General features: G+C 68.2%; 20 protein-coding genes. 13 read left to right on the top strand and 7 right to left on the bottom strand.

The window, feature by feature from the left end; all coding sequences use genetic code 11:
• Nucleotides 1-554: hypothetical protein (locus GM672_RS28450; RefSeq protein WP_170300195.1), on the top strand; the 554-nt coding region annotated here is incomplete at its 5' end.
• On the opposite strand, the gene GM672_RS22315 is transcribed toward GM672_RS28450, so the two are convergent.
• From GM672_RS22315 to GM672_RS22295, 5 genes are all read right to left on the bottom strand, one after another.
• Nucleotides 551-1,702, bottom strand: coding sequence for a LacI family DNA-binding transcriptional regulator (locus tag GM672_RS22315; RefSeq protein ID WP_308807458.1), 1,152 nt, complete (start codon nucleotides 1,700-1,702; stop codon nucleotides 551-553). The two genes, GM672_RS28450 and GM672_RS22315, sit on opposite strands and share 4 nt — an antisense overlap.
• Before the next feature lie 72 nt (nucleotides 1,703-1,774).
• On the bottom strand, nucleotides 1,775-3,928 hold the full coding sequence (locus GM672_RS22310) for an alpha-glucuronidase family glycosyl hydrolase (RefSeq protein WP_155472729.1): 2,154 nt from the start codon (nucleotides 3,926-3,928) through the stop codon (nucleotides 1,775-1,777).
• Between the two features lie 24 nt (nucleotides 3,929-3,952).
• On the bottom strand, nucleotides 3,953-6,799 hold the full coding sequence (locus GM672_RS22305; protein WP_155472728.1) for a glycosyl hydrolase 115 family protein: 2,847 nt from the start codon (nucleotides 6,797-6,799) through the stop codon (nucleotides 3,953-3,955).
• 1 nt (nucleotide 6,800) lies between these two features.
• Nucleotides 6,801-8,372: a glycoside hydrolase family 43 protein gene (locus GM672_RS22300; RefSeq protein WP_211517409.1), complete on the bottom strand. Its 1,572-nt coding sequence runs from the start codon at nucleotides 8,370-8,372 to the stop codon at nucleotides 6,801-6,803.
• Nucleotides 8,369-9,655, bottom strand: coding sequence for an SGNH/GDSL hydrolase family protein (locus tag GM672_RS22295; protein WP_155472727.1), 1,287 nt, complete (start codon nucleotides 9,653-9,655; stop codon nucleotides 8,369-8,371). Before GM672_RS22295 ends, GM672_RS22300 begins: the two co-directional genes overlap by 4 nt.
• 275 nt (nucleotides 9,656-9,930) lie before the next feature.
• Between GM672_RS22295 and GM672_RS22290 the strand changes: the two genes are divergently transcribed.
• The 10 genes from GM672_RS22290 (at nucleotide 9,931) to GM672_RS22245 (ending at nucleotide 22,612) form a co-directional block, all read left to right on the top strand.
• Entirely contained in the window at nucleotides 9,931-11,328 is a 1,398-nt protein-coding gene (locus GM672_RS22290) for an enolase C-terminal domain-like protein (RefSeq protein ID WP_155472726.1), read from the top strand.
• Between the two features lie 25 nt (nucleotides 11,329-11,353).
• Nucleotides 11,354-12,550 (top strand): fumarylacetoacetate hydrolase family protein, encoded by a 1,197-nt coding sequence (locus tag GM672_RS22285; protein WP_155472725.1) that lies wholly within the window; start codon nucleotides 11,354-11,356, stop codon nucleotides 12,548-12,550.
• Nucleotides 12,551-12,579: 29 nt separating this feature from the next.
• Entirely contained in the window at nucleotides 12,580-13,356 is a 777-nt protein-coding gene (gene xylB / locus GM672_RS22280) for a D-xylose 1-dehydrogenase (RefSeq protein WP_155472731.1), read from the top strand.
• Nucleotides 13,353-14,246, top strand: a complete 894-nt coding sequence (locus tag GM672_RS22275; RefSeq protein WP_155472724.1) for an SMP-30/gluconolactonase/LRE family protein — start codon at nucleotides 13,353-13,355, stop codon at nucleotides 14,244-14,246. The genes xylB and GM672_RS22275 overlap by 4 nt, the downstream gene beginning before the upstream one ends.
• Nucleotides 14,243-16,009, top strand: a complete 1,767-nt coding sequence (locus GM672_RS22270; protein ID WP_155472723.1) for an IlvD/Edd family dehydratase — start codon at nucleotides 14,243-14,245, stop codon at nucleotides 16,007-16,009. Before GM672_RS22275 ends, GM672_RS22270 begins: the two co-directional genes overlap by 4 nt.
• A gap of 76 nt (nucleotides 16,010-16,085) precedes the next feature.
• Nucleotides 16,086-17,090 carry a D-xylose ABC transporter substrate-binding protein gene (gene xylF, locus GM672_RS22265; protein WP_155472722.1) on the top strand — a complete coding sequence of 335 codons (1,005 nt, stop codon included), beginning with the start codon at nucleotides 16,086-16,088 and terminating at the stop codon, nucleotides 17,088-17,090.
• Between the two features lie 3 nt (nucleotides 17,091-17,093).
• Entirely contained in the window at nucleotides 17,094-18,617 is a 1,524-nt protein-coding gene (gene xylG, locus GM672_RS22260) for a D-xylose ABC transporter ATP-binding protein (RefSeq protein WP_229417875.1), read from the top strand.
• A 12-nt stretch (nucleotides 18,618-18,629) separates the two neighbouring features.
• The gene (locus GM672_RS22255; protein ID WP_155472721.1) at nucleotides 18,630-19,772 is read left to right on the top strand and encodes a sugar ABC transporter permease; all 1,143 of its coding nucleotides are present in this window, start codon (nucleotides 18,630-18,632) and stop codon (nucleotides 19,770-19,772) included.
• 25 nt (nucleotides 19,773-19,797) lie between these two features.
• Nucleotides 19,798-22,215: a glycoside hydrolase family 3 N-terminal domain-containing protein gene (locus tag GM672_RS22250; protein WP_155472720.1), complete on the top strand. Its 2,418-nt coding sequence runs from the start codon at nucleotides 19,798-19,800 to the stop codon at nucleotides 22,213-22,215.
• An 82-nt stretch (nucleotides 22,216-22,297) separates the two neighbouring features.
• A complete protein-coding gene (locus GM672_RS22245; RefSeq protein ID WP_155472719.1) occupies nucleotides 22,298-22,612 on the top strand; it encodes a hypothetical protein in 315 nt (104 codons plus the stop codon).
• Between the two features lie 58 nt (nucleotides 22,613-22,670).
• On the opposite strand, the gene GM672_RS22240 is transcribed toward GM672_RS22245, so the two are convergent.
• Together GM672_RS22240 and GM672_RS22235 are read right to left on the bottom strand one after the other, a co-directional pair.
• Nucleotides 22,671-22,982, bottom strand: coding sequence for a hypothetical protein (locus GM672_RS22240; protein WP_155472718.1), 312 nt, complete (start codon nucleotides 22,980-22,982; stop codon nucleotides 22,671-22,673).
• Between the two features lie 11 nt (nucleotides 22,983-22,993).
• Nucleotides 22,994-23,653 carry a thiol:disulfide interchange protein DsbA/DsbL gene (locus GM672_RS22235; protein WP_155472717.1) on the bottom strand — a complete coding sequence of 220 codons (660 nt, stop codon included), beginning with the start codon at nucleotides 23,651-23,653 and terminating at the stop codon, nucleotides 22,994-22,996.
• Between the two features lie 239 nt (nucleotides 23,654-23,892).
• Between GM672_RS22235 and GM672_RS22230 the strand changes: the two genes are divergently transcribed.
• Together GM672_RS22230 and GM672_RS22225 are read left to right on the top strand one after the other, a co-directional pair.
• Complete coding sequence (locus GM672_RS22230) at nucleotides 23,893-26,085, top strand: M1 family metallopeptidase (protein WP_211517408.1); 2,193 nt, start codon at nucleotides 23,893-23,895, stop codon at nucleotides 26,083-26,085.
• A partial coding sequence (locus GM672_RS22225) for a hypothetical protein (protein ID WP_371867089.1) occupies nucleotides 26,082-26,663 on the top strand: 582 nt, incomplete at its 3' end. The genes GM672_RS22230 and GM672_RS22225, both read left to right, overlap by 4 nt.

The following is a 26,663-nucleotide window of genomic DNA, read 5'->3' as shown; positions in this document are numbered from 1 at the left end:
ACTTCGCCGGCCTGCCCAGGGGCGCCGGCGCCGTCAGCGCGCCCAGCCGGGTGCGGCGCGGCGACACCTTCACCGTGCGGGCCATCGTCGGCCCCGGCGGCAGCGCCGTCCTGCTGGAAAAGCTGCGCCGGCTCGAAGGAAGTGCGCCGGCGCCGGACCTGCAGTTCGCCGGCCGCGACAGCGTGAAGCTGACCCGTTCCATGATCGCCACCTTGTATGCGCCCGACATGACGGTGCAGCCGTCCGCCGCCCAGCGCCAGTCGGTCGACCGCGTCGACGGCGCGCTGTGGGAATGGCTCGTGACGGCCGACAAGGGCGGCGAGTACCGGCTGATGGTGGAAGTGACGGGCGAGTTGCCGGTACGGGGCGGCCAGGACGTGCACCGCTTCTACTCGTGGAGCCAGACCCTGACAGTGGAGGTGACGGCGGCGGACTGGCTGGGCCAGCACTGGCAATGGCTCAGCGGCGCCGTGCTGTTGCCGCTGGTGCCCGTGCTGTGGAAATGGTGGCGCCGGCAGCGCGCGCCGGCGCCGGCCGTCAGTTGGGAAGGCTAGCCCTTCAAGGCTTTACCCGAGATCTTCGGCCGCATGCGCGGTGCCGCGTCCGACTGGCGCCGCACCAGGTCGAAGTCCATCACCAGGTGCTGCGGCCCGTCATCGAGGCCGTCGCGGCGGGCGCGGATATGGCGCACGAGGAACTGCACCGCCGTCTCCGCCATCTGCGTGATCGGCTGGCGCACCGTCGTCAGCTCGGGCCAGATCGTCGTGGCCAGGGCCGTATCGTCGAAGCCGGCCACGGTCAGGTCGCCCGGCACGTCCAGGCCGAGGCGGTGGGCGATGGCGACAGTGGCTGCCGCCATGTCGTCGTTGCTGGCGAAGACGGCCGTCGGGCGCCGCTCCAGTCCCAGCAGGATTTCCGCCGCATCCAGGCCGGAGCGGTAGGTGAACATGCCCTGCACCAGCAGCTCGGGCGCGCTCTCGGCCCCCTTGGCGGCGATGGCGGCCTTGTAGCCGGCCAGGCGGCGCGCGCTGGCCGTCTGGTTCGGGTGGCCGATGATGAAGCCGATGCGGTGGTGGCCCAGCGCGATCAGGTGGCAGGTCATCGCATAGGCCGCCTCGTAGTCGTCGATGCTGACGGCGCCCACGCGCACGTCCGGCTCGCCGCAGGCCACCGTCACGGCCGGCATGCCGGCGGCGTCGATCAGGTCGATCAGCGCCGGCGTGTCGCACAGGGGCGGCGGCAGGATGATGCCGTCCACGCCGTTGTCGATCAGGCGCCGCGTCTGCGCATCCCAGGCCCGCTCGCCTTCGCAGTTCTCCACCACCAGCTGCACATTGTGCAGGCTGGCCTGGTTCAACAGGCCCACGAGGAATTCGGACAGGTAGCCGGCGCTGGGATTACTGTACAAGAAGCCGACCCGGATGGGCCGCGCCCCGGCCAGACGCCGCGCGGCCTGGTTCGGCACGTAGTTCAGGGCCGCCACCGCGTCGTCGACCTTGCGCCGCGTGCTCTGGCGCACGTTCGGGTCGCCGTTCATCACGCGCGAAACCGTCATCGGCGACACGCCGGCCAGCCTGGCCACGTCGGACATGGTGGGCACGCCGGGCTTGTCGGCCATGGCCGCGCGGACCCTGGGCGGCAATGCATCAGTGGCCGGCTGCGGCGCAGGTGCGCCGTCCGGTTTCGCCTTGGATTTGGTCATCGAAGAAACGATCTTGTTGGTGGATTCGGAATTTGTCATTGTGCCATCGAACCCGCGGACTTTACCACAGCGTCAGCCCCGCCCCGGCGCATAGGGGAACTGGAGCGCCTTGTAGCGCTCCAGCGGCAGCGGCGGCGCTTTCACGCCGGGCGGCAGCGGCCGGCCCGAGACGGACTGGAAATAGGCCAGGCAGGCATCGCGCCACCACTGCGCTTCGCGCACCTGCACGTCGAGCAGGGTGGCCACGTCCTCATGGCGGCGCGCGTCGATGTACGGACGCAGCGCCGTCCACTGCGCGCGCAAGGCCTGCGCCTGCGCGACGCCCTGGTCGTAGCGGTTCGCCAGCTCGGCCCACAGCGTGCGGCCGGACGGCATCGGGTAATCCCACGGCAGGTGGTGGAACCACAGCAGCAGCGGCTCGGGCGTCGTGCGCGGGTCGGCATACTTGCGCGCCAGCGAAGGCGCGTACTGGGCCAGCGCATTGCTGCCGGCGGCCGTGCGGTCGAAGCCGATGCCGTCCCGGCCAGCCTTGTGATAATAGACGGGGTTCCAGTCCGGCCGTTCCAGGTCGGCCACCCATGGCGCCGGACCGTGATGGTGGCCCGTGCCCATGATGTGGTGCAGGCCCAGCGGCGTCATGTAGTTCACCACCGCCTCGCGCGAGTCCATCATCATGGCGACGATGCCGTCCAGCGCGCGCGGCTCGCGCGTGAACGTCTGTGCGGCCCACTCGCGCGCGATGGCGCGGCTGGACGCCTGCGGGTCCCATGCCAGCCGGCCGTAGGCATACCAGTTGGCCTGGTCGAAGTGCGAACCGCTCCACGTGCGCTCGCTGCCGATATTGGCCACGCCCGCCATGCCGGTGGGGCGGCCCGGCCGGCCCTGGGCGCCCTCCACCACCTGGGCCACGGTCAGGCCGCCCGGGGAGCGCTCGGTGTCCGCGCGCAGCGTCTCCTCGAACATCGTGCCCAGGTAGGCCAGGTGGGTGGCGTATCCCAGGTATTCCTTGGTGACCTGGAATTCCATCATCAGGGGCGTGGCGGGCATGGCACCGAACAGGGGGTGGAAAGGCTCGCGCGGCTGGAAGTCGATCGGGCCGTTCTTCACCTGCACCAGCACATTGGCGGCGAACTTGCCGTCCAGCGGCTTGAATTCGTCGTAGGCCTGCATGGCCCGGTCCACGGGATTCTCGGCCGCATAGACGAAGGCGCGCCACATGACGACGCCGCCGTGCGGTGCAACTGCCGCCGCCAGCATGTTGGCGCCGTCGGCATGGCTGCGGCGATAGTCCTGCGGCCCCGGCTGGCCTTCCGAATTGGCCTTGACCAGAAAGCCGCCGAAGTCGGGAATGACGCGGTAGATCTCGTCGGCCTTGGCGCGCCACCACGCCGCCACTTCCGGCGCCAGCGGGTCGGCCGTCGCCGTCTCCTTCAATTCCAGCGGCGTGGAAAAGCGCGCCGACAGATAGACGCGGATGCCGTAGGGACGCAGCACATCGGCCAGCGCGGCCGCCTTGGCCAGCCACGGCGCGGTCAGGATTTCCGGCTTCGAGTTGACGTTGTTGAGCACCGTGCCGTTGATGCCCAGCGACGCGTTGGCGCGGGCGTAGTCGACGTAGCGGCGGTCGCGCACGTCCGGCAGCGCCCACCAGTTCCAGATCGACTCGCCCGCATAACCTCGCTCGACGGTGCGGTCCAGGTTGTCCCAGTGATTGAGTACGCGCAGCTGCAGCTTCGGCGCGGAGCGCTGAGCCAGGCCGGCCAGCGCGGCACCCGTGCTGGCCGCGCGCAGCCAGGCAAAGGCGCCGTACAGCAGGCCCGTATCGCTGTTCGCGGCGATCACCGTGATGCCGCCGGCAGCGCTGTGCACGACATAGCCCTCGGGGCCCAGCGCCGCCATCCCTGCCGGCACCAGCGCCGCCGGCAAGGTCGCGGGCGTGCCGAGCACGATGGTGCCCGCGCCCGGTCGCGTGGCCGCGCCGGGTTCCCGTCCCGTCATGCCCTTGACGCCCCGGCGCAGCTCGGCCACCGCCGCCCGCACCGTCGGCGAGGGGTTGGCCGGGGCGACGATCGACCGGGCGTGGCGTGTCACCACGCCCGCTTCTCTGACGGGCCGGTAGCGCAGCCACAGCTCGTAGCCGTCTTCTTCCTGCGCCCAAGCCGGCGCCGCCGGCGCCATCAGCGCCAGCAAGGCCAACGCGGCAAAAATCCTGGTACAGTTCTTCATGCGTTCTCCATCATCGTGATTGCTTCATTCCACCCGCGGGCTTTCCGGCGGTCCCAGGTAGCTGCTGCGCTGGCCACCCAGGTCGACGACGACCCTCTGCAGCACGACGCCAGGGTCGATGGCCCAGAACTTCAGCACGTGCGCGCCCGGCTTGCCCAGCGCATGGCGGGTGCTGAACGTAGCGGCGCCGTCGGCCACGCGCTTTTCCCAGGCCGCCAGCGACGTGTCGGCGTGGATGGCGACAAGCTGCGGCGGCTCGTCGTCGAAGGACACGGCATAGCGCAACCCCTGGCCCGGCTGGAAGTTCAAAGTCGGCGCCAAGGTGACATTGACGGTGGCCGGCCCTTTCGAATACAGGTGCATGTCGTACTCCAGGCGCATGCCGTCTTGCGGTGTCAGTGCCGGTGCATCCGTCGGCAGGGTCGTCACGCCGGACAGCGTGCGCCCGTGATCGGGCACCGTCAGCCACTGCCGGCCGGGCGCGGCCACCGCGCGGGCATGGTGCGCCGCCTCGATGGCCACCACGCCATGGGCCTCGACAAAGCCCTTGCCCGGTGCGGGACCGGCCGGCTTGTGCACGGGCACGCGGATGCGCACGTCGCCGCCCGGGCCGGAGACGATCACCGTGCCGCCTGCCACGCCAGCCGGCACCTGGTCCCAGCGCGCATCGACGGTGATGCGCTGGCTTTCCCGCACCGTGCCGCGCACGAGGCTGGGGACCAGCCAAGGCTCGACAGCGCGTACGGTGAAGTCGAACGGCCGGTCACCCCGGTTGAACACGTCGATCGACCGCGCGCGGCGCTCGTGCGCGTCCAGCGCCGGCACGGCCAGCTTGTCGGTCTCCGGCCCGGGCCACGCATGCTCATTGCCTTCGACGGCAATACCCATGTCCGCGCCGGGGCGCAGCTGCACCTCGCTCACGGGGGGCATGACGTTCACGGGCGGCTGGTTCCAGTAGGTATAGCCCAGGTGCGTCTGCGCCATCATGTGGTTCCACTTGCCGCCGCTGATATCGCGGTGGTAGCGGCGCGTCAGCGCGGCATCCTCGGCGAACAGGGCCCTGGCCCGCGCGGCCAGCGCGTTGGCCGATGCCCTGCCCTGCTTCGCGTGCAGGTGGTTCAGGCTCGCGGTCGCATACAGTTCGTTGACGACGGCGCTGGCCTTGGCCGGATGCAGCACCAGCTGGTAGAAGGCGTCGCGCCGTTCGCGCGGCAGGCTGGCCGAGATCTTCTCCGCGCGCGCGGCTATGGCGTTGTAGTCGGCTACCACGCGGGACCATTCGTCGTAGTTCACCGCGCTGTAGGTGCCGGGTTCCAGCATCTCGGGTCGGCGCCGGCCGTTGTACTTGGCGTACCTGGCGACGATGTCGGCGATATCGTCCGCATGGGCCGCACCGAACTCACGCGTGGCCCACTGGCGCAGGTAGTCCTGCAGCCTGTCTGCCGGCCAGCGCGCCGGGTTCCACGCATAGCTGAGGAAGAACTCCGTCGGCACCTCCATCGGCTTCAGGTCGCCCACGTTGACGATCCACATCCGCGTCGCCTCGTACTGCCAGGCCAGGTGCATCTGCTCCCATACCTTCGGCAAGGGCGTGACGTTCAGCCATTTGTACGAACGCGGACCGCCGACATAATCGAAGTGGTAGTAGACGCCGGCGCCGCCGGCGCGCTTGCGCTCCTGGGCCGTGGGCAGCCGGCGCAGGTTGCCCCAGTTGTCGTCGCACCACAGCAGCAGCACGTCGTCCGGCACGCGCATGCCCTGCTCGTAGTACTCCTGCACTTCCTTGTACAGGGCCCAGGCCTGCGGCACCTTCGTCACGTCCGGTGCGATTTCCTCGCCGATCATGCGACGCTGGTCCGCAACGATCTTTTCCAGCAAGGCCACGTTGGCGTCGCGCGACATCGGCTCGTCGCCGTCGCCGCGCATGCCGAGGGTGATGACCTTCTCGAAGTCCTTCGTGTTGCGCAGCCCCCCGCGCCAGAATTCCTGCAGCACGCCGGCATTGCGTGCGTAGTCCCACGGGCCGGTGCCGCCCCGCGTCCACTCCTTGTGCGCCCGCATCATCGGCTCGTGGTGGGAGGTGCCCATGACGATGCCGTAGTCGTCGGCCAACCGGCCGTTCTTCGGGTCGTCCGCGTAGAAGGCGGCGTCCCACATGGCGGGCCACAGGTAGTTGCCGCGCATGCGCAGGATCAGCTCGAACACTTTTTCGTAGAAGCGATGGTTGTAGCCGCCGAAACGCTCCCTGGCCCACCCCGTCAGCGCGGGCGCCTCGTCGTTCAGGAAAATGCCCCGGTAGCGCACCACGGGCGCGTCCGACACGGGGCTTGCCGCCGTGGCGGACAGCGCCGCCTGCCGCGCCGGCGGCACGTCGGCCCACCAGTACCACGGCGACACGCCGATCTGCTCGGACAGCTCGTAGATGCCGTAGATGGTGCCCCGCTTGTCGCTGCCGGCAATCACCAGCGCCCGCTCGACGCCGGGCAGCGGCCGCTCCAGGGTCTGCACCAGCCAGCCTTCCCACTTGCCGCGGATGGCCGACACGTCCAGCTTGCCCGCCGCGACGAGGCTGTCGATCAGGGCGCTGTGGCCGACGGTGCCGACGATGACGACGTCGCGCCCTGCCGCTTGCGCGCCTTTGTGCATCGCCGGCGCCGTGCCCGTCACCCGCTCGATGTCGGCCCGCAAATCGCCGGCCGCCCGCAGCACGCCCACGTAATCGCCCGCATCCACGTACAGGGGCGCCGCCTTGCCGTGCGCCGCCAGGGTGACGGCGCCGCGCGTATCGAAACGCACCAGGGACTGGTTGCCCAGCGCATGGGCGGCCGGGGCCAGTACCAGCGCGGCCAGGAATATGAACAAGGTCCGCATCTCAGTCTCCCAGCGCTTCGTAGTCGAACCAGTCGAAATCGGCCGGCGGCATGGCGCCCTTGCCGCTGGCCGTCATGCCGACGAAGACGCCGGTGAAGCCGCCCGCGCTTTCGGACGACAGGGCTGCCGTCGGCGCGCTGCCCAGGGTGCGCATCGTCCCCTTGCCGCTGCGCCAGCCGAATTCGTACCGGTCGGGCCAGGCGCGGATCTGCAGTTCGACTGGCCCGCGCGGCAGCGGCGCGGTCGCCACCGTCGTCGTCACGCCCTTGACGCGCGTGACCAGCTCGACGCGGCGCTGCGGCGCACCGGCGACGCGCAGCTGGTAGTGATTGGCCTCGTTCATGCGCAGCACCAGTCCGGCCGTCTGGCCCGGCGCCGCCGGCGTGAAGTCGAGCAAGGCGGCCGCGCGCAGATTGAAATGCTGCTGGCGCCGCGCCACGAAGGCCGGCGCCGCCACGTCGTCCAGCGTATCGTCCGACCCTTTCAGGCGCAGCATGCCGCGGCGTTCGGCCAGCGACAACAGGTGCGGGATCGGCGCGCGCAGGTGGGTCCACTCCAGTCCCAGCTTGTTGCCATCGAAGTCCGTGCGAGTTGGCGCGGCAGGCCACGGCTGCGAGCGCGGCAGGCCGGCGCCGCTCATCGCCAGCGCCAGCGGCTTGCCGCCATTGACCTGCGGCCAGCCGTCCCGCCACGTCACCGGCGCCAGCAGGGTTTCGCGGCCCAGGTGGTGATGGCGCCCGCCCTGCGGCCGGATGCCCAGCAGGACCATCCACCAGTTGCCGTTGTCCAGCTGCACCAGGTCGCCATGGCCGGTGGCCTGCAGCGGCAGGTCTGGTCGATCGCGGTGCGACAGCACGGGATTGCCGGGATTCGATTCGAACGGCCCCCATGGCGTCTTCGCGCGCGCCACCGTGATCATGTGCTCGTAGGACGTGCCCCCTTCTGCCACCATCAGGTAGTACATGCCGTCGACCTTGTACAGGTGCGGCCCTTCGGGCCAGACGCCGCCCGTGCCGTTCCAGATGCGGCGCGGGGCGTCGAGCAGCTTGCCGGCCTTGACGTCGAGACGGGCCTGGACGATGCCGCCCCGCTCGCCGCCGTCGTGGCGCGTGTAGTAGACCTGGCCGTCGTCGTCGAACAGCAGCGACGGGTCCATCCACGGCGCCGGCTCCTTCAGCCACACGGGCTCGGACCATTCGCCCGCCGGGTCCTTCGCATGCACGTAGAAATTGCCGCCGTTGTCGATATTGGTCGTGACGAGGTAGAAGCCACCCGCATTGCAGCGCAGGGTCGGCGCATAGATGCCCCGCGACGAACGCTGGCCCGCCAGCGGCAGCTGGCTGGGGCGCGTCAGGGCATGGCCGACCTGGCGCCAGTTGACGAGGTCACGGCTGTGGAAGATCGGGACGCCGGGGAAGTACTCGAAGCTGCTGGTGGCCAGGTAGAAGTCCTGGCCCACCTTGCAGATGCTGGGATCGGGATGAAAGCCCGGCAGCACGGGATTGCGGTAAGTCGTCGGAGCCGCCTGGGCCAGCCCCACGGCCAGCAGGGCCGCCGTCATCAAGGCCTTCATGGCCGGCCTCCTTCGGCCACCTTGCATGTTCGCAGCGGCGCCAGGGGTACCGCGTCCGCCAGCGCCTGCATGCCGGCTGGCGAAGGATGCAGGCCGTCGCCCTTGTCGTAGTCCTTGCGCAGCAGTTCGGGCTTGGCCGGATCGCGCAATGCCGCGTCGAAGTCGGCCACGCCGTCGAACACGCCGGCGCTGCGGATCCAGTCGTTCAGGGCGCGCCGGTCGGCATCGTTGGCGGGCGACGGCCGGTAGTAGTCGCTGCCCGAGTACGGCGTGATGGTGCCGCCGATGACGCAGACGCCGCGCGCGTGGGCGCGGTCCACCAGCTGCCGGAACGCCAGCCGCAGGTCCGCCAGCAAGGTCGCACGCGCGGCCGGATCGTCCGGCTTGTTGCGGTGCAGGCCGCCCAGGTCGTTCACGCCGATCATGACGATGGCATGCGACACGCCGGCCCGGCCCAGCACGTCGCGCTCGAAGCGCGACACGAGATTCGGACCGAGGCCGTCGCGCAGCATGCGCCCGCCGCCGATGCCGGCATTGACGACGCCGACGTGATGGCCGTCGCGGCGCAGCTTCGCGGCCAGCAGGTCCGGCCAGCGGTTGTTGGCGTCCAGGGTGGCGCCGTTGCCATCCGTGATGGAGTCGCCCACGGCGACAATCGAGCGCACCGTACGCGGCGCCTGCACCTCGACGTCGGCCAGCGCGTACCAGCGCTCGACCTTTTCGGGTTTGTCCCACGCCATATCGGCGATGCGATTGCCCTGGACGACGAAGCTGGTGGCGCGCGCACCGGGATGGCCGGTCTGGCGGGCCGGCGGCGCCTTGAAGTACAGCGAGATCGCCAGGTCCGCGCCCGCCTGGTGGGCCAGCGTCACGGGATCACTGTGGTATTCGCCGCCGGCCGGAATCATCACGGTGGCGCGGCCGTCGAAGGTGAGCGGCCGCGCCGATCCCGGCTGCAGGGCCGAGTCGCCGGGTGCGCGGGCCAGCGCGATGCCGGCGCCGTCGACGAACAAGGGCTCGGTGCCGAAGGCATTGCTGATGCGCACCCGCAGGATGTCCCCACCCAGCGACGTGTGGACGATCTGGCGCAAGGTGGCGTCGCGCCACAGGTGCGGCGCCAGTTCGTTCTGCGGTTCCGGCACCTGCCGCGCCGTGCCCCATGAGGCCACCCAGTGCAAGGCGGACGCAGGGGCGCTGTCGACCTGCTTGTATTGGGGGGTGCTGCATGCGGCCAGCAAGAGGACGCACGCCAGCGCGGCGGCCCCGCTACGGTGATTCTTCATTTGTCGTCTCCATTATCGATCGGGCCCGCCCCGGTCTTTGCCGCCGGAGTCGGGCACGTCGTGTTTTTTTCCTGTCATTGCTGCCAGGGTTGGCCAAATCCGAAGGCCGCGACGGCACGGCCGGCCATGACACCACACATCATTTGGCACGCTTGACCGAGCGCCTCGTCGGGGCCGCGCCGAAGTGACTTTTTTTGCATCGCCACGTGTTGACTTAGCCCCCCGATTGCCGCACACTTCGCAAATGTTAGCGCTATTCATTTTAGGTTAAGCCAATGGTACACGCAACAAAACAAAACAACGGAGACAGCCCGGCGATCACCGGCATGCAGGTGATTCCGGTGGCGGGACAGGACAGCATGCTGCTCAACCTGTGCGGCGCGCATGCGCCCTGGTTCACGCGCACCCTGGTGCTGCTGACGGACAGCGCGGGCCGCACGGGCATCGGCGAAGTACCGGGCGGCGACGGTATCCTGCGCGCGCTGGAACGGGCCGTGCCGCTGGTGGTGGGCACGCGCGTGGGCCGCTACAACCGCACCTTGAACGGCGTGCGCGCGGCGATTGCCGGCAAGGACACGCCGGGCGTCACGCAGCACCAGGTCACGTCGGCCGCCGAGGCGCTGGTGCTGAAGCAGCCGCACGAAATCAACCTGCGACTGGAGAACGTCGTCACGGCCATCGAGGCGGCGCTGCTGGACCTGCTGGGCCAGCACCTGGGCGTGCCGGTCTGCGAGCTGCTGGGATCGGGCCAGCAGCGCGACACCGTGCCGATGCTGGCCTACCTGTTCTATATAGGCGACCGCACCCGCACCGACCTGCCCTACCTGGCCGGCAGCGGCGGCGCCGACGACTGGTACCGCATCCGGCACGAGGAAGCGCTGACGGTGGAAGCCATCGTGCGCCAGGCCGAAGCCACGGTGGAACGCTATGGCTTTCGCGACTTCAAGCTCAAGGGCGGCGTCATGCGTGGCACGGACGAAATGGCTGCGGTGAGTGCCATCAAGGCGCGCTTCCCCGATTCGCGCGTGACCCTGGACCCGAACGGTGCCTGGTCGCTGGAGGAAGCCATCGCCCTGTGCCGGGGCCAGGGCCACGTGCTGGCCTACGCGGAAGACCCGTGCGGGCCGGAACACGGCTACTCGGGCCGCGAGATCATGGCCGAGTTCCGCCGCGCCACGGGCATTCCCACCGCGACGAACATGGTGGCCACGGACTGGCGCCAGATGGCCCATTCTCACCTGCTGGGCGCCGTGGACATCCCGCTGGCCGACCCGCACTTCTGGACCATGCAGGGCTCCGTGCGCCTGGCGCAGCTGTGCCAGGACTTCGGCCTGACGTGGGGCTCGCACTCGAACAACCACTTCGACGTCTCGCTCGCCATGTTCACCCACGCGGCGGCCGCGGCCCCCGGGCGCATCACGGCCATCGACACGCACTGGATCTGGCAGGAAGGCCAGGAACGGCTGACGCGCGAGCCCTTGCGGATCGTCGAGGGGGCCGTCGCCGTGCCGGACAAGCCGGGCCTGGGCATCGAGCCGGACATGGAGCGCATCATGGCCGCACACGCGCTGTACAGGCAGGTGGGCGCCGGCGCCCGCGACGATGCGATGGCGATGCAGTACCTGGCGCCCGGCTGGACCTATTCGCCCAAGCTGCCCAGCCTCGGGCGCTGACAACAATCAAAACAAGGAGACAAGCATGAAGGAAGCATCATCGACAGCGCTGTTACCGGCCGACCTTGCCGATGCACTGCTGGTCGGGCGGGTCTGGCGCGGCGGCGATGTCAACGGACCCTGCGTCGTTGCCGTGCGCGGCGGCGAAGTGTTCGACATCACGGCCCACGTGGCCACCACGGCAGACCTGTTCGAGCGGGAAGACGCCGCCGCCCTGGCGCGCTCCGCGCCGGGCGAGCACCTGGGCCCGGCCACCGCGCTGATCGAGGCCGCGCTGGCCGGCGACAGCACCACGCCGCGCCTGCTGGCACCGTGCGACCTGCAGGCCATCAAGGCCTGCGGCGTCACGTTCGCCGTGAGCCTGCTGGAACGGGTGATCGAGGAGCAGGCCGGTGGCGACGCCGCCCGCGCCGACACCTTGCGCGGCGAGCTCCTGGCCACCATCGGCACCGACCTGTCCAGCATCAAGCCCGGCTCGCCCGACGCGGAAAAGCTCAAGCAGGAATTCATCAGCCGGGGCGCCTGGTCGCAGTATATGGAAGTGGGCATCGGCCCGTATGCGGAAGTGTTCTCGAAGTCGCAGCCGATGTCGGCCGTCGGCTTCGGCGCGGATGTGGGCCTGCACCCGGATTCGAAGTGGAACAACCCGGAACCGGAGATCGTGCTGGCCGTGAACAGCCGTGGCCAGGTCGTGGGCGCCGCGCTGGGCAACGACGTCAACCTGCGCGATATCGAAGGGCGCAGTGCCCTGTTGCTGGGCAAGGCCAAGGACAATAACGGCTCCTGCGCCATCGGCCCCTTCATCCGCCTGTTCGACGAGCGCTTCACCCTGGACTCGGTGCGCAACGCCGAGGTGCGGCTGACCATCGAAGGGCCCGACGACGGCTTCGAGCTCGATGGCGTCAGCATGATGCGCCAGATCAGCCGCGATCCGCTCGACCTGGTGGCGCAGACCTGCGGCCGGCACCACCAATACCCGGACGGCTTCATGCTCTTTTTGGGCACCATGTTCTCGCCGATCAAGGACCGCGACAGCGCGGGCGGCGGCTTTACCCACCACCTGGGCGACCGCGTCACCATCGCGACGCCGGCCCTGGGTGGACTGGTCAACCATGTCCAGCGCAGCGACACGATCGCGCCATGGACCTTCGGCGTGCGCGCCCTGTACAGTAACCTGGCACGGCGCGGCCTGCAGGTTCAACCAACGGAGAACAATCAATGACTGATGCACCCATCAAGGCAAGAGCACCGATGGTGTATGCGACCTATCCCAACCTGGCCGGCAAGCGCGTCGTCGTCACGGGCGGCGGCACCGGTATCGGCGCGGCCATCGTCGAGGCCTTCGCCCGCCAAGGCGCGCAGGTGGTCTTCCTCGATATCGCCACCGAAGCCTCCGAGGCGCTGGCCGCCGGCCTGGCGGCCACCCCTGGCGTGACGCATCCGCCCCGCTTCATCCACTGCGACCTGACCGACCTCGATGGCGTGGCCAGGGTGTTCGCCCAGGTTGCCGGCGAAATCGGCGCCGTCGAAATCCTGGTCAATAACGCGGCCAATGATCACCGCCACAAGGTGCATGAAGTGACGCCCCAGTACTGGAACGACAGCCTGGCCGTCAACCTGCGCCACCAGTTCTTCTGCGCCCAGGCCGTGGCGCCCGGCATGAAGGCGGCCGGCGGCGGCGTCATCCTGAACTTCGGCTCGATCTCCTGGCACCTGGCGCTGGACAGCCTGTCGCTGTACATGACGGCCAAGGCGGCCATCGAAGGCATGACGCGGGGCCTGGCGCGCGACCTGGGCGGAGACGGCATCCGCGTCAACTGCATTATTCCTGGTTCGATCAAGACGCCGCGCCAGATGGCGCTGTGGCACTCGCCGGAAGACGAGGCGGCGATCCTGGCGGCCCAATGCCTGCACGAGCGTGTCGAGCCGGAAGACGTGGCGGCGCTGACCCTGTTCCTGGCCTCGGACAACGCGGCGCGCTGCTCGGGGCGGGACTACTTTGTCGACGCCGGCTGGTACGGTTCATGACAGCCGCGTCCAGCCCGGCGGGTACGCCCGCATGCATCTGGCCCATCGGCGCCAGGCTGGGCGAAGGCCCGGTCTGGCACGCCGGTGAAGAGCGGCTGTACTTCGTCGACATCAAGGGCCGCAAGCTGCACCGCTGCGCGGCCGATGGCAGCGCGCGCGACAGTTTCGACATGCCGGACGAAACGGGCTTCGCCCTGCCCGTGGCCGGCGGCGGCATGATCTGCGGCCTGCCCGGCCAGCTGGTGCACTACGACACGGTGCGCAGCACCTTCACGCCGGTCGTCACCTTGGAAGAGCACCTGCCCGGCAACCGCATGAACGACGCCCACGTGGGTCCGGACGGCGCGCTGTGGTTCGGCTCGATGGACAATGCCGAGGAAACGCGCACGGGCGCCCTGTACCGCTACGACGGCACCCTGCGCCGCCAGGACGAAGGCTACGTGATCACCAACGGCCCCGCCTTCAGCCCGGATCGCGGCACCTTCTATCATACCGACACGCTGGAGAAGATCGTCCACGCCTTCGACGTGGATGACCACGGCCGGCTGTCCAACAAGCGCGTCTTCGCCACCATCGCCGGCACCGGCTGGCCGGACGGCACCGCCGTCGATGCCGACGGCTGCGTGTGGGTGGCCCTGTTCGGCGGCGGTCGGGTCGAGCGCTATGCGCCGTCGGGCGAGCTGCTTGACGCCGTCGCCTTCCCCTGCCCGAACGTGACGAAGATCGCCTTCGGCGGGCCGGACCTGCGCACCGCCTTTGCCACCACCGCGTGGAAGGGCATGACGGACGAGGAGCGTGCACGCCATCCGCACGCCGGCGGCCTGTTCGCCTTCCCTGTCGCCGTGCCCGGCCTGCCCGCGCACCTCTTTACACTGGATGATTCTCGATGACCCGCCGTTACCGTTCCCAGGACTGGTTCGACAATCCTGACCATATCGACATGACCGCCCTGTACCTGGAGCGCTTCATGAACTACGGGATCACCCCGGACGAACTGCGCAGCGGCAAGCCGATCATCGGCATCGCCCAGTCGGGCAGCGACATCAGCCCGTGCAACCGCATCCACCTGGAGCTGGCCAAGCGCGTGCGCGACGGCATCCGCGATGCGGGCGGCATTCCGATGGAGTTCCCCCTGCACCCCATCTTCGAGAACTGCCGGCGCCCCACGGCCGCCATCGACCGCAACCTGGCGTATATGGGCCTGGTCGAAATCCTGCACGGCTACCCGATCGACGCTGTCGTGCTGACCACGGGCTGCGACAAGACGACGCCGGCGCAAGTGATGGCCGCATCCACCGTCGACATCCCCGCCATCGTGCTGTCGGGCGGGCCGATGCTGGACGGCTGGCTGGACGGCGAACTGGTGGGCTCCGGCGCCGCCATCTGGAAGGGCCGCCGGCGCCTGGCCGCCGGCGAAATCGACAACGAGAAGTTCCTGCAGATCGCCGCCGCGTCGGCACCGTCGGCCGGCCACTGCAACACGATGGGCACGGCATCGACGATGAACGCCATCGCCGAGGCGCTGGGCATGTCGCTGACGGGCTGCTCGGCCATTCCGGCGCCGTACCGCGAGCGGGGCCAGATGGCCTACGAGACGGGCCGGCGCATCGTCGAACTGGCACGGCAGGACATCAAGCCGTCCAGCATCCTGTCGCGCGAAGCCTTCCTCGACGCCATCGTCGTCAACGCCGCCATCGGCGGCTCCACCAACGCCCAGCAGCACATCATCGCCATGGCCCGCCACGCGGGCGTGGAGCTGCGGCTGGAGGACTGGATGGAATACGGCCACGACGTGCCGCTGCTGCTGAACATGCAGCCCTCGGGCAAATACCTGGGCGAGCGCTTCCACCGCGCCGGCGGAGTGCCGGCCGTGATGTGGGAGCTGGAGCAGGCCGGCCTGCTGCGCTCGGCGCGCCCCACCGTCACCGGCAGGACGATGGCGGAAAACCTGCAGGGCCATGAGAGCGTCGACCGCGAGATGATCACGCCGTTCGACCAGCCCCTGAAGACCCAGGCCGGGTTCTTCGTCCTGAAGGGCAACCTGTTCGACTTCGCCATCATGAAGACGTCCGTCATCTCGCCCGAGTTCCGCGCCCGCTACCTGTCGCATCCGGGCCAGGAAGGCATCTTCGAATGCCGCGCCATCGTGTTCGACGGCTCCGGCGACTACCACGCCCGCATCAACGACCCGAGCCTGAATATCGACGAGGACTGCATCCTCGTCATCCGCGGCGCCGGCCCGATCGGCTGGCCCGGCTCGGCCGAAGTGGTGAACATGCAGCCGCCGGACGCGCTGATCAAGCGGGGCGTGAAGAACCTGCCGACCCTGGGCGACGGGCGCCAGTCCGGAACGTCGGACAGCCCGTCGATCCTGAACGCGTCGCCCGAGTCGGCCGTCGGCGGCGGCCTGGCCTATATCCGCACGGGCGACACGGTGCGCATCGACCTGAACGCCGGCACCTGCGACATGCTGGTCGACGATGCCGAACTGGCGCGCCGGAAGACCGAAGGCATTCCGCCCGTGCCGCCCAGCCAGACGCCGTGGCAGGCGCTGTATCGCGCAACCGTGGGCCAGATGCACACGGGGGCCTGCATGGAGCTGGCCGTCGAATATCGCGGCGTGGCCGCCGTCATGCCGAGGCACAATCACTGAGTGACCAAACAGTAAGCCCCTTTCAACGCAAGCCAAGAACAAGAGGTCACCCATGACCCGTTTTCTGGAGACGAAAATGAACAAACTGTTGACCATCGCAGTCGCGGGCACCCTGCTCGCGCTGTCCCTCGGTACCGCCCAGGCGGACGCCAAGAACCCGAAGATCGGTTTTTCCATCGACGACCTGCGCCTGGAGCGGTGGGTGCGCGACCGCGACTTCTTCACCGCCGAGGCGACGAAGCTGGGCGCGAAGGTGTTCGTGCAGTCGGCCGACGCCAACGAGCAGCGCCAGATCGCCCAGATCGAGAACCTGATCTCGCGCGGCGTCGACGTGCTCGTCATCGTGCCGTACAACGCCACGGTGCTGAACAACGCCGTGCGCGAAGCGAAGAAGGCCAAGATCAAGGTGGTGTCCTACGACCGCCTGATCCTGAACGCCGACATCGACGCCTATATCTCCTTCGACAACCAGAAGGTGGGCGAGCTGCAGGCCCAGGGCGTCGTCGCCATCAAGCCGAAGGGCAATTACTACCTGCTGGGCGGCGCACCCACCGACAACAACGCCAAGATGCTGCGCGAAGGCCAGATGAAGGTGCTGCAGCCGCTGATCGACAAAGGCGACATCAAGGTGGTGGGCAAGCAGTGGGTCAAGGACTGGAGCGCCGCCGAGGCCATGGCCATCGTCGAGAACGCGCTGACGGCCAACGGCAACAAGATCGACGCCATCGTCGCCTCGAACGACGCCACGGCGGGCGGCGCCATCCAGGCCCTGACGGCGCAGAAGCTGGCCGGCAAGGTCCCCGTATCGGGCCAGGACGCCGACCTGGCAGCCGTCAAGCGCGTCATCGCCGGCACCCAGGCGCTGACCGTCTACAAGCCCCTGAAGCTGATCGCGTCCGAAGCGGCCAAGCTGTCCGTGGCGCTCGTGCGCGGTGAGAAGCCGGCCTTCAACGCCCAATACAACAACGGGCTGAAGCAGGTCAGCACGGTACTCCTGAAACCCATCCCGCTCACGAAAGCGAACGTGCAGATCCTGGCCGACGAAGGCTTCTACACGAAGGCCCAGCTGGGCCTGAACTGAACCATGGCGAACGACTACCTTCTCGAAATGCGCGGCATCGTCAAGCAGTTCGACGGTGTGCGCGCGCTGAACGGCATCAACCTGCAGGTCAACGGCGGCGAATGCATCGGCCTGTGCGGCGAGAACGGCGCCGGCAAGTCGACCCTGATGAAGGTGCTGTCGGGTGTCTATCCCTACGGCACCTACGAGGGCGACATCCTGTGGCAGGGCCAGCCCCTGCGCGCCACGTCGATCCGCGAGACGGAGGCCGCCGGCATCGTCATCATCCACCAGGAACTGATGCTGGTGCCGGAGCTGACCGTGACGGAGAACCTGTTCCTCGGTAACGAGATCAAGCTGCCGGGCGGACGCATGGACTACGACGCCATGAACCGCCGCGCCGTCGAGCTGCTGGCCGAACTGAATATCCGCGACGTCAACGTCGTGCTGCCCGTGAAGCAGTACGGCGGCGGCCACCAGCAGCTGATCGAGATCGCCAAGGCGCTGAACAAGAACGCGCGCCTGCTGATCCTGGACGAGCCATCGTCGTCGCTGACGGCTTCCGAGATCGCCGTTCTGCTCGACATCATCCGCTCGCTGAAGGCCAACGGCGTCACCTGCATCTACATCTCGCACAAGCTCGACGAGATCGCCGCCATCTGCGACACCATCGTGACGATCCGTGACGGCCAGCACATCGCCACCACGCCGATGCGCGACATGAATATCGACCGCATCATCGCCCAGATGGTGGGCCGCGAGATGAACCAGCTGTATCCGCAGCAGGAGCACAGCCTGGGCGACGTCGTGTTCGAGGCGCGCCACGTGACGTGCTGGGATGCCGACAACCCGCAAAGGAAAAGAGTGGACGACGTGTCGTTCACGTTGCGGAAAGGCGAAATCCTCGGCATCGCCGGCCTGGTGGGCGCCGGCCGCACGGAGCTGGTGTCGGCCATCTTCGGCGCCTACGACGGGCCCTACGAGGCCGAAGTGCTGCTGGAAGGCCGGCGGCTCGATACCGCCACGCCGCTCAAGGCCATCCGCGCCGGCCTGGCGATGGTGCCGGAAGACCGCAAGCACCACGGCATCGTGCCGGACCTGTCGGTCGGCCAGAACATGACGATGGCCGTGCTGCACGAGTTCTCGCAGGCCACCCGGATCGACGCCGAGGCCGAGCTGCGCACGGTGCGCGAGGAAATCGCCCGCCTGAAACTGAAGACGTCGACGCCATTCCTGAAGATCACGGGCCTCTCGGGCGGCAACCAGCAGAAGGCCGTGCTGTCGAAGATGTTGCTGACGCGCCCGAAGATCCTGATCCTGGACGAGCCCACGCGCGGCGTCGACGTCGGCGCCAAGTTCGAGATCTACCAGCTGATGTTCGACCTGGCCAAGCAGGGCATGTCGATCATCATGGTGTCGTCCGAGCTGCAGGAAGTGCTGGGCATTTCCGATCGCGTGCTGGTGATCGGCGAAGGCCGGGTGCGGGGCGACTTCGTCAACGACAACCTGAGCCAGGAAACCGTGCTGGCGGCCGCGCTGACCCACTGACCAATAAAAACCATGAAAAGCAATCAACTGAAAAAGCTGTTCACGCAGTACAAGATGCTGGCCCTCCTGATCGCCATCGCGCTGATCTGGGGCTTCTTCACGTTCAAGACGGAAGGCGGCTTCATCACGCCCCGGAACATGTCGAACCTGATGCGCCAGATGGCCATCACGGGCATCGTCGCCTGCGGCATGTCGCTGGTGATCATCGCCGGCGAGATCGACCTCTCCGTCGGCTCGCTGCTGGGTCTCCTGGGCGGCATCGCGGCCGTGCTGGACGTGACGCACGGCCTGCCGCTGCCCGTCAACCTGCTGGCCGTGCTGGGCATCGGCCTGTTCCTGGGCCTGTTCAACGGCTACCTGACGGCCTACCTGCACATACCGTCGTTTATCGTCGGCCTGGGCGGCATGCTTGCCTACCGGGGCGTCGTGCTGGGCGTGACGGACGGCGTGACGGTGGCACCCGTGTCGCCGGAACTGGTGCACCTGGGCCAGGGCTACCTGGCGCCGCAACTGGGCATCGTGCTTGGCCTGGTGCTGTTCGCCGTCGCCGTGTTCCTGACGTGGCGCCAGCGCCGCAGCCGCGCGCGTCACCAGCTGGCGCAGGCCCCGGTCTGGCGCGACGGCCTGCGGCTGGTGCTGATCGCCGCCGTGCTGGCCGGTTTTGTCACGACCCTGAACAGCTATGAAGGCATTCCCCTGCCCGTGCTGCTGCTCCTTGCACTGCTGGCCGTATTCACCTACATGACGACACAGACCGTATTCGGCCGCCGCATCTACGCCGTGGGCAGCAATATGGAAGCGACCCGGCTCTCCGGCATCAACGTCAAGGCGGTCAAGCTGTGGATCTTCGGGATCATGGGCCTGATGTGTGCACTGGCAGGCCTGATCAATACGGCCCGGCTGGCGGCCGGCTCGCCGTCGGCCGGCACCTCGGGCGAACTCGATGCCATCGCCGCCTGCTTCATCGGCGGCACGTCGATGCGGGGCGGCTCGGGCACCGTCTACGGCGCCCTGATCGGCGCGCTCGTCATGGCCAGCCTGGATAACGGCATGTCGATGCTGGACGTGGACACCTACTGGCAGATGATCGTCAAGGGCTTCATCCTGACCCTGGCAGTCTGGGTCGACGTCGCCACGCGGGCCGGCAAGCGCTGAACAACACCATAAGAACGGAGACAGCATGACCAAGACAACGAATACCCCGCGCCGCCAGTTCCTCACGTCGATGACGGCGCTCGCCACCATCGCATCGGCTCCCGCCTTCGCGGCCGCACCCCGGCCGTTGTACAAGGATGCCAACGCGCCCGTGCCGAAACGGGTCGATGACCTGCTCAAACGCATGACCTTGGAAGAGAAGATCGCCCAGATGGACTGCGTGTGGCAGGAGAAGAACCTGATCGAGGAAGCCAACGGCGACTTCGCCCCGGCCAAGGCGACGAAGGTGTACCCGCACGGCCTGGGCATGATGGCCCGCCCGTCGGACCGCCAGGGCCAGGCCAGCGCCGCCACCGCGGCGGCGGGCGGTGCCGGCGACAGCGGCGCGCGCGCCAACCGCAATGCGCTGGAGACGGCAACGTATGTCAACGCGGTGCAGAAGTGGGCCGTCGAGCAGACCCGCCTGGGCATTCCCCTGTTCATGCACGAGGAAGCGCTGCACGGCTATGTGGCGCGCGACGCCACCTCGTTCCCGCAGGCGATCGCGCTGGCGTCCACCTTCGACCCGGCACTGGCGCAAAAGGTGTTCACCGTGGCGGCGCGCGAGATGCGCGCACGGGGCGCCAACTTCGCGCTGGCCCCCGTGGTGGACGTTGCGCGCGAACCGCGCTGGGGCCGCATCGAGGAAACCTTCGGCGAGGACCCCTTCGTCTGCGGCGAAATGGGCAAGGCGGCCGTGCTGGGCTTTTCCGGCACGGGGCGCAAGCTGGGCAAGGACAAGGTGCTGACGACGCTCAAGCACATGACGGGCCACGGCCAGCCCGAATCGGGCACCAATATCGGCCCGGCCGAAGTGTCCGAGCGCACCTTGCGCGAGGAGTTCTTCCCGCCGTTCGAAAAGCTGGTGCGCGAAACGAATGTCGCCGCCATCATGCCGTCCTATAACGAGATCGGCGGCGTGCCTTCGCATGCCAACCGCTGGCTTCTGAACAAGGTGGTGCGCGAGGAATGGGGCTTCAAGGGCGTCATGGTGAGCGACTATTTCGGCATCAAGGAACTGATCACGCGGCACAAGCTGGCCGCCACGCCGAAGGATGCGGCCCTGTTCGCCATCAAGGCAGGCGTCGACATCGAGACGCCGGACGGCCACGGCTACCGCGAGCTGGCGCAGCTGGTCCGGGAGAACAAGGTCAAGGTGGCCGAGATCGACACCGTGGTGCGCCGCATTCTCGAACTGAAATTCAATGCGGGCCTGTTCGAGCAGCCCTACGTGGACGCGCAACTGGCCGACGGCCTGACGGCCACCCGGGATGCCGTGGCGCTCGCCCGCGAGGCGGCCGTGCGTTCCGTCGTGCTGCTGAAGAACAGTGGAAACAACGGCCAGGGCCTGCTGCCGCTGGACGGGAAAAAAATGGGCAAGCTGCTGCTGCTCGGCACGCACGCGAAGGACACGCCCATCGGCGGCTATTCCGATGTGCCGCGCCACGTCGTGTCGATCCACGAAGCGCTGCAGGCCGAGGCGAAGGCGCAGGGCTTCGGCTTCGACTACCGCGAAGGCGTGCGCATCACCGAGGAACGCATCTGGGGCAAGGACGAAGTCAAATTCACGCCGGCCGACGTCAACGCGAAACTGATCAGTGAAGCGGTGGCAGCGGCGAAGAACGCCGACACCATCGTGCTGGTCCTGGGCGACAACGAGCAGACCAGCCGCGAGGCCTGGGCCGACAACCACCTGGGCGACCGCAACAGCCTGGACCTGATGGGCCAGCAGAACGACCTGGCCAAGGCCATTTTCGACCTGGGCAAACCGACCGTCGTGTTCCTGCTGAACGGCCGCCCCATGTCGGTGAACCTGCTGGCCGAACGCGCCGACGCGCTGGTGGAAGGCTGGTACCTGGGCCAGGAAACGGGCCATGCGGCGGCGGACATCCTGTTCGGCCGCGCCAACCCGGGTGGCAAGCTGCCCGTGTCGATCGCCCGCAACGTGGGCCAGCTGCCCATCTTCTACAACCACAAGCCGTCGGCCCGCCGCGGCTACCTGGACGGCAGCACGAAGCCCCTGTATCCCTTCGGCTTCGGCCTTTCGTACACGAGCTTCGACATCTCGGCGCCGCGCCTGGCCAAGGCGACGATCCGGGCGAACGAATCGACCCGGGTCGAGGTGGACGTGACGAACACGGGCCGGCGCCAGGGCGACGAGGTGGTGCAGCTGTATATCCGCGACGATATCTCGTCCGTCACGCGGCCCGTGCTGGAACTGAAGGGCTTCCAGCGCGTGAGCCTGAACCCCGGCGAGCGGCGCACGGTGAGCTTCGACATCCGCCCCAGCGACCTGTGGTTCTTCGATATCGACATGAAGCGCGTGGTGGAACCGGGCAGCTTCACGATCCACGTGGGCGCGGACAGCGTGGCGCTCAAATCCGTCAAGCTGATGGTGGCGTGAGGCGCAATGCCGGCGGCAGGTATAGTCGATGTTTTGACTAGCCCTGCCTGCCATGCCGGACAACAAGCCAAACAACAAGCCAATGTCCACCCTGCGCGCCGGGCTCACCGGCGCGGCCATCGGCATCGCCGAAGTGGTCGGCGCACTTGGCTTGGCGAGCGCGATGGACGCGCTCAGGACCGGGTCCGGTTATGCCGGTGCCGCCGCCGGCAGCGCCATCGGCCTGCTGTTCCTGTTCGGGCTTGCCGGCGCGGGCGTCAGCGGCCTGTTCGCCGGCGCCGTGTTCCTCAGGTCGCGGCGCCGTCCGCTCCTTCGCTACGGTGCCACGGCGGCGGTGCCGCTGCTGCTGGGACTGCTGGCATGGGCATGGATCGCGTACGGGGCGCGCGGCATGTAACGCCCCAATGAAGAAGCCCCGGCAGCCTGCGATGGCTGCCGGGGCTTTTCTTCCTGTCCTACTTCTGCGGCGACAGGTTGGTCAGCGCATACGACACGTGCTGCCACCAGTGCTCGCGCGAGCGCACGTTCAGCAGGCAGGTCTTGTCGACCTCCTCCTTGAACACGCGGTCCTGGCACTGCTTCGTCATCAGGGCATGGCGCTGGTTTTCCGCGTTGACCAGGGCGCTGCCGAACCAGCCCAGCAGCAGCACCAGCAGCACGACCAGGCTCCACGCCAAGTGATTGACATTGCTGACGTTGAAGAGACGCTTGTCATCCGGTTCAAGCGCCTCGTAGGCCTTCATGATGACTTCTTCGCGGTCGCTCATGATGAAACTCCTTATTTCTTCTCCGCCGCCGCCTTGGCGACGAGGTGATCGAGCACGGCCATCGTGCGCTGGCCGGCCTGCAGTTCCGGCATGCCGGGTGCGCCCGCCTGGCTCGGCGAGGTGACGTAGCGGCCATCGACGACGATGGTCGGCGCGCTCTCGATGCGGTAGCTGCCGATCGTGGGGCCCAGCCGCTTCAGTTTAGTCTGGACGGCGAAGGAATTAAAGAACTGCTGGTACTTGGCCTTGTCGACGCCGTTCTTGACGAGGAAGTCGAGGATCTGTTCGTCGCTGCGGTAGATGCGGTCGCGCTGCACGTGGATGGCGTTGAAGAACTTGTGGTGGAACTGCTCGGCCAGGCCCATGGCCTCCAGCGTGATGTAGGCGTGCGCCAGCGGGTCCTTCTCGCCGCTGGCCGGGAAGTGCAGGCGGCGGAACGAGATCTTGTCGCCCTGCTTCTTCACCCATTCGGACAGCATCGGGTCGAGCGTATTGCAGTGCGGGCAGGTGTACATGAAGAACTCGATGACTTCGACCTTCTTGCCCGTATCGGTGCGAACCGGCTGGGCCAGCGTCGTGTAGCCGGCTCCCTCGCGGATTTCGGCGGCGCCGGAGGTGGCGGTAAAGGCCAGCAGGGCGGTGGCGGCAAGCATGAGGCGCAGAAAACGCATGATCTTCCTTCTTGTCTTGGTTGCGAAAGCTCGGGCAATCCCGATGGTAAACGCCGCGAGATTACCATCTTTTGCGCTGCCGTTTCACCCCTGCGGCGAAATTAAGCGGCGTTTAAGGCGCGGCACGCCGCGTGGCGGGCGGACGCAACAAATCCGTTGCGACAATGGCATGCCAGTGGCTATAGTGGCATCATCGAACCCGACAGGAGCAGCAGGAGCACATGGAGCGCAGCCGAATAGTGAAATGGGTGGGAGGCGTCGCCGTGGTGGCGCTGCTGGCGGTCCAGGCCACCTTGTGGGCCCAGGGCGCTCTGGTAGCCGCCGTGCCGCAGCCTTACACGGACACGGGCATCCCGTTCGCCCCGGCCAATGCCGCAGCCGTCACGACACCCAGCGCGCCCGATGCCTGGGGCGGCCCGCGCACCGGTACGGAAGAGACCCTGTCGGACCGGGTGGCGAACTACCGCATCGAGGCCACGCTCGACCCGGTGCGCCACACCATCGACGCGCGCCAGCAGCTCACGTGGCGCAACCGCAGCGCCCGCGACATCAAGAGCGTGTACGTCCACCTGTACCTGAACGCCCACAAGAACGAGAACAGCACCTTCTATACGGAAGAGCGCAATGGCGGCGAAGCCTTCCGCTCGGGCCTGGATGTGGGCGACGCGAAGTTCGGCTATACACAGCTGCGCCACGTGCGGCAGGACGGCAAGGCCGTGCCGTGGCAGTTCGTGCAGCCCGACGGTGGCCCGGCCACGGACGAGACGGTGGTGCGCTTCGACCTTCCCGACAGCGTGGCACCCGGCGCCAGCACGACCCTGGACATCGCCTTCTTCGACCAGCTGCCGCGCCTGACGGTGCGCATGGGTTACTTCGACACCTTCCACTTCCTGGCCCAGTGGTTCCCCAAGATCGCCGTGCTGGAATTGCCGGGCGAGCGGGGCGCGAAGGAGGTGCGGTGGAATGCCCATGAATACCACGCGGAGTCGGAGTACTACGCCGACTTCGGCCACTACGACGTGAAGCTGACGGTGCCGAAAGGGTACACGGTGGGCGCCACGGGCCAGCTGCAGGGCCAGCCGGTCGAGAAGAATGGCCTTGTCACGCACCACTACATGCAGGGCGACGTGCACGATTTCGCGTGGACAGCCGACAGCCGCACGGCCCCGCCCCTGCGCGCCACGTGGAAGGGCCCGCAGCCGGGCGCGCAGCCGGTCGAGGTCACGGTGCTGTTCCCGCCGGAGTACCGTTCCAACGCGGCGCCCGTGCTGCAGGCCACGCTCGACTCGCTGGCCTACTTCGGCCGCACGCTGGGCCCCTACCCTTACCGCACCGTGACGGCGGTGATCCCGCCGTTCAACGGCCGCGAGGCGGGCGGCATGGAGTACCCCACCTTCTTCACGGCCAACAGCGTGGAAGACCCGGCGCCCGATACCCTGGGCCGCATCGACCTGGACCTGGTGACGATCCACGAATTCGGCCACGGCTATTTCTACGGCATCCTGGCCAGCAACGAGTTCGAGGAACCGATGCTGGACGAGGGCCTGAACGAATTCTGGAACCTGCGCATGCTGCGCGAACGCAAACAGCGCCTGCACTTCACGACGTCGCTGTGGCGGCGACTGGGCTTCGCGCCCAGTTTCGACCCCTTCCATTTCGAGCGCATCGGTTCCGGGCTGGACGACCCGGCCGATCCCCTGGGCGAAAGCGCCTACGGCCGGCTCGAAGGCATCGGCCCCGTCTACACAAGGAGCGCGCTGATGCTGCACGACCTGGAAGCCCAGCTGGGCCGGGACGTGATGGAAAAGGCCATGCGCGAATACTACCGCCGCTGGCAGTTCCGCCACCCCAGCATCGCCGACCTGCGCGAGACGCTGGCCGACGTGAGCGGCCAGCGCGCGCTGGTCGAAAGCACCTTTGCCCGCCAGGTGTATGCGGTGCAGCCGGTGGACGACCGCATCGCCGATTTCACCAGCTCCGAGGTGCTGCCGCAGCCGGGCTATCGCACGGTGGGCGGCAAGCAGGTCAACGTGACGCAGGAGCAGGCCGAGGAACAGGCCGAGGCCGAGCGTGAACGGTGGGAGAAAGCGCACCCCGATGCGGCCGAAGGCCGCGGCCCCTTCCCCTACCGTACCGCCGTGCTGCTGCGCCGCAAGGGCGCGGCCGTGCCGCAGACGCTGGTGGTGACGTTCGCCGACGGCAGCCGCGAAAGCGTCCAATGGCAGGGCAGCGAGCGGTGGAAGCGATTCGAATGGGTCAAGCCCGTGCAGGCCGTGTCGGCCCAGCTGGACCCGGAGCGCCGGCACCTGCTGGACGCGAACAAGCTCGATGACGGCCGCACCCTGAAGGCCGACGACAGCGCGTCGCAGCGCTGGACCTTCGATTTCGGCACCATCGTGCAAACCCTGCTGGCACTGCTCGCGACAATATGACCACTTCCCCTTTCATGAGCGCGGCCCGGGCCGCGCTGCAATGGCGCCTGCTGCTGCTGTGGGCCGCCTGCGTGTTGCTGCCCACCCTGCTGGTGGCCTTCCCCGTGCACGGCCTGCTGGCCGGGCAGCTCGACCACGCCGTGGGAGCCCCGGCGCTGGCACGGGCCCTGGACCTGCTGGCGCTGGGCGACCTGGCCGCCGTGGCCGAGCGCGAATCCGGCGCGCTGGGCACGGCGGGCCTGGTGGCCATCGTGCTGATGCTGGCGTTGTCGCCGCTTCTGACGGGCGCCATCGTCACTGCGGCACGCGCGCCCACGCTGCTGGCCATGCGCCCCCTGCTGGCCGGCGCGCTGGCGGAATACCCACGCATGGCGCGGATGCTGTGCTGGGCCGCCGTCCCGCTGGGACTGGCCGCGCTGGCCGGCAGCCACCTGCTGGAGCTGGCCGGCACGCATGCCAAGACGGTCGTGCTGTACGCCGATGCGCGCCGCTGGTCGGTGGCGGCCGGCCTGGCCGCGGCCGTGCTGGTCCTGCTGGCCAACCTGACGCTGGACGCCGGCCGCGCCGCGCTGGCCATC

The sequence above is a fragment of the Pseudoduganella buxea genome (assembly GCF_009720835.1).
GTDB lineage: Bacteria > Pseudomonadota > Gammaproteobacteria > Burkholderiales > Burkholderiaceae_D > Rugamonas > Rugamonas buxea.
Note: the sequence above shows the minus strand (reverse complement) of the source record. Positions and strands in the feature narration are given on the sequence as shown.